Raw genomic sequence first — 3555 nt, forward strand, 5'->3', positions numbered from 1 at the left:
AGCGTCAATCAAACGGGGATGGTGGGAACGTCGAAAGTCGAAGTCGGCTATGACAAAACGACAGGCATGGTCGATGGAGTGAAAGTCGGGTCAAAAACATTGACGGACTACAAGTTTTCAGGAGAACTGTCGGGCTTGATCAACAGCTTTGGTTACAAAAAGGCTGATGGCACGATCGGCGGAGCTTATCCGGATATGCTGAAAAAGCTCGATAATATGACGGCTGCCTTCGTGAACGAGTTCAATGCCATCCACAAACAGGGGTATGCATTGGGCGACGGCAACCAATCAGTCCTGAACTTTTTCGAGATCGAATCAGGTAAGAGCGCTGCCCAAAGCATCAAGGTGAATGGCGAGATCATAAAAGATCCATCGAAGATTGCCGCAGGCGGTAAAAGCGGCGGAGCATCCGGAGACAATGAAAACGCTAAACTCCTGGCGGACTTGAAGAAAAAGGCGTTTAGTGAGTACTCGACGAAGGACCAAAATTCAAAAGAATTGACGGGAAGCTTCGACACGTATTATGCCGGTATCATCGGCAAGCTTGGTGTGGATTCCCAAAGCGCCCAAAAGAACCTATCCAACTCGGTTGTGCTTGCCACTTCCGTCAATCAAAATAGGGATTCCGTCAGCTCCGTATCGCTTGATGAAGAAATGACGGACATGATCAAATTCCAGCAGGCATACAACGCTTCTGCAAGGATGATGACGATGATGGACGAAATGCTCGATAAGATCATCAACGGAATGGGCACGGTAGGCCGATAAGAGGAGTGAATGAACATGCGAGTAACGCAATCGATGCTAACCAATAATATGTTAACCAACTTAAGCGGCAGCTACGAAAAGATGGCCAAGCTGCAAGAGCAGGTTTCCTCTCAAAAGAAATTCTCCAAACCATCCGACGATCCCGTTGCAGCCATGATGGGCATGGGATACCGTACCAATTTGAATCAAATCGGACAGTATCAGAGCAATATTTCCGAGGCGACAAATTGGATCGACAGTACGGATGATACCATTTCTGAAGCGGTTTCCACGATGCAGCGGATTCGGGAGATAACGGTTCAAGGAAGCAATGGCACGTACGAAGGAGATCAATCGAAAAACATTTCAGAGGAAATCAAGCAATTGAAGGAACATCTCATCACCCTCGGTGACACACAGATTGGCGGGAAGTATATTTTCAACGGTCAGGATACGAATGTGAAGCCTTCATCCGTTAAAGACGCGAATGGGAATATCGTATATGGCAAAGGCGATATAAACCTTGAGGTATTTTCGGGGATTTCCTTGAAAATCAACACGGACGGTTCGAAGGTTTTTGGAGAAGCGCTCGCAAATGGCGGGAGCATCGACAAAACGATCGCTGCACTGGAAAGCGGCGGCGATGTGACCAGCACGCTTGAAGGGCTTGACGCAACGATCAATACCTTCTTAGGCATGCAGGCCCAGGTCGGCGCCAGGCAAAACAGGATTGAGCTGATGACGGACCGTCTTAAGCAGCAGGAGGTTTTTGCCACCTCGATCCTCTCAAAAAACGAGGATGTCGATATCGAAAAAGCGATCATGGATTTGACGACCCAGGAAAGCGTCCATAGTGCCGCTTTAAGTATCGGGGCGAAAATCATGCAGCCGAGTTTATTGGATTTTCTTCGCTAAGCTATTCTTAAATGGATAGCTTTTTTCTATAAGGAGTGTTGATGATGCAGATTCCGCAAATTAGATTGCAATCCGCCCCAATGAAGATCGGGTTGGATATCGAACAGCCAGTACAGCAAATCGAACAAAAGGCGGCCGTTCAACGAATCGAGCAGCCGCAGGCCATTCTGGAAATCCATACGACCCCAGGCAAGCTGACGATCGATCAGACAAAGGCCAGGGAGGATATGGACTTGAAAAGCCTCTCAAGAAGAGTGGAGGAATTCGCCCAGCAAGGGTACCAGGATTGGCTAGCGGGCATGGCTCGGCGTTCGCAGCAGGGGACGGAGCTGAGGCACATTGAAAGAGGCGGCAGTCCGCTCGCCGATCAGGCCAAGCAAAACAGCAAAGGGGCGGAAAAACAATTCAATCTTGGCTGGATTCCCTCTTATTTCAGCGTGAAGCTTGACTACGAGCCGGCACAAGTGGAGATTGAAGCGACCGCCCAGAAGCCGATCATCGATGCCCAGATCAACAGGCCGGAACATACATACACACCGGGCAGTGTCGATGTGGAGATTTTACAAAAAAATACGCTGGATATAGATTTCATTAATGTATATCCCGATGAGTCAGGTGAGTGAAAACGGAGATGAATGTACAAACCAAATTTCATGGCGAAATTGAATTAATGGCGAATGAAATCTATCGATTCGAAAGCGGGCTGCCGGGCTTTTTGGAGGAAAAACAGTTTTGCCTGCTTACATTGGATGATACACCCTTTTTCGTCCTGCAATCGACAAAAACAAAAGAGGTTGCCTTCATTGTGACGAACCCTTTTGATGTATTTCGTGAATACGAAGTGAAGCTTACCGATGAAGTGCTCGAGCTTTTACAAATAGAAACGGAGCAGGATGTCCTTACGTTCGCGATCTTGACGATTTCGGATCCCTTCAATGAAACGACAGCGAACCTTCAGGCCCCCGTCATCATAAATGGCTCAAAGAAATTGGGAAAGCAATTCATCATGAACGGCACTGATTACCGCACAAAACATAGGCTGATCGAAACCCCCACAGAACAGGGGGCGAAATGATGCTCGTATTGACGAGAAAACCGAATGAAGCGATCATGATCGGCGATGATATCGAAATCACGATCCTCTCGATTGAGGGAGAACAGATCAAGCTCGGGATCAATGCCCCGAAAAACGTCGAGATCCATAGAAAGGAAATCTATCTATCGATCCAGCAGGAAAATAGTGAAGCCACCCAAACGGAATCACATCTTCTGCAAAACATAAATGAGTATTTCAAGAAAAAATCGTAAAATCCGCTAAATATGTTTCCGAGCATGTCGATATTAACTATACAACGATGGGCAGTGATATAGGCGGCCGACTTATTCACTGCCCACCGTGATGAACCACATGGATGTGGGAACTTAAAACTCAAGGAGGAAACATAAATGATCATCAATCACAATATCTCAGCTCTTAACACACACCGTCAATTATCAAGTGCAACAAACGCACAATCCAAATCAATGGAGAAACTGGCTTCAGGTATGCGTATCAACCGTGCTGGTGACGATGCAGCTGGTCTAGCAATCTCTGAAAAAATGCGTGGACAAATCCGCGGATTGGATCAAGCTTCTCGTAACTCACAAGATGCTATCTCTCTTATCCAAACGGCTGAAGGTGCATTAAACGAAACGACTGACATCCTTCAACGCATGCGTGAACTTGCTACTCAAGCATCAACAGATACTAATACAACAAACGACCGCGGCGAAATCCAAAAAGAAATGGATTCCCTAACTTCTGAAATCAACCGTATCGGTAACACGACTGAGTTCAATACGCAAAAATTATTGAACGGTGCTAAAGATAGCAAAACTGTAGCTCAAGCTGCT

General features: G+C 46.7%; 6 protein-coding genes. All 6 read left to right on the forward strand.

What is annotated here, in order from left to right:
- Positions 1-768 (forward strand): flagellar basal body rod C-terminal domain-containing protein (locus tag CVN76_RS08465; protein WP_332850620.1); only part of this gene is annotated, 768 nt, incomplete at its 5' end.
- 15 nt (positions 769-783) lie between these two features.
- A complete protein-coding gene (gene flgL / locus CVN76_RS08470) occupies positions 784-1662 on the forward strand; it encodes a flagellar hook-associated protein FlgL (RefSeq protein ID WP_100530907.1) in 879 nt (292 codons plus the stop codon).
- A 44-nt stretch (positions 1663-1706) separates the two neighbouring features.
- Complete coding sequence (locus CVN76_RS08475; protein ID WP_100530908.1) at positions 1707-2285, forward strand: DUF6470 family protein; 579 nt, start codon at positions 1707-1709, stop codon at positions 2283-2285.
- 8 nt (positions 2286-2293) lie between these two features.
- Positions 2294-2737, forward strand: coding sequence for a flagellar assembly protein FliW (fliW, locus tag CVN76_RS08480; RefSeq protein ID WP_100530909.1), 444 nt, complete (start codon positions 2294-2296; stop codon positions 2735-2737).
- Positions 2737-2970, forward strand: coding sequence for a carbon storage regulator CsrA (gene csrA / locus CVN76_RS08485; protein WP_064467183.1), 234 nt, complete (start codon positions 2737-2739; stop codon positions 2968-2970). The genes fliW and csrA overlap by 1 nt, the downstream gene beginning before the upstream one ends.
- A gap of 138 nt (positions 2971-3108) precedes the next feature.
- On the forward strand, positions 3109-3555 hold a 447-nt coding region (locus CVN76_RS08490; protein ID WP_442857562.1), incomplete at its 3' end, for a flagellin N-terminal helical domain-containing protein.

This window comes from Bacillus sp. mrc49, from assembly GCF_002803435.1.

Excerpts from the sequence above, each read along its gene's own strand:
- flgL (WP_100530907.1), top strand. The coding sequence starts at position 784 with ATGCGAGTAACGCAATCGATGCTAACCAATAATATGTTAACCAACTTA.
- CVN76_RS08475 (WP_100530908.1), top strand. The coding sequence starts at position 1,707 with ATGCAGATTCCGCAAATTAGATTGCAATCCGCCCCAATGAAGATCGGG.
- fliW (WP_100530909.1), top strand. The coding sequence starts at position 2,294 with ATGAATGTACAAACCAAATTTCATGGCGAAATTGAATTAATGGCGAAT.
- csrA (WP_064467183.1), top strand. The coding sequence starts at position 2,737 with ATGCTCGTATTGACGAGAAAACCGAATGAAGCGATCATGATCGGCGAT.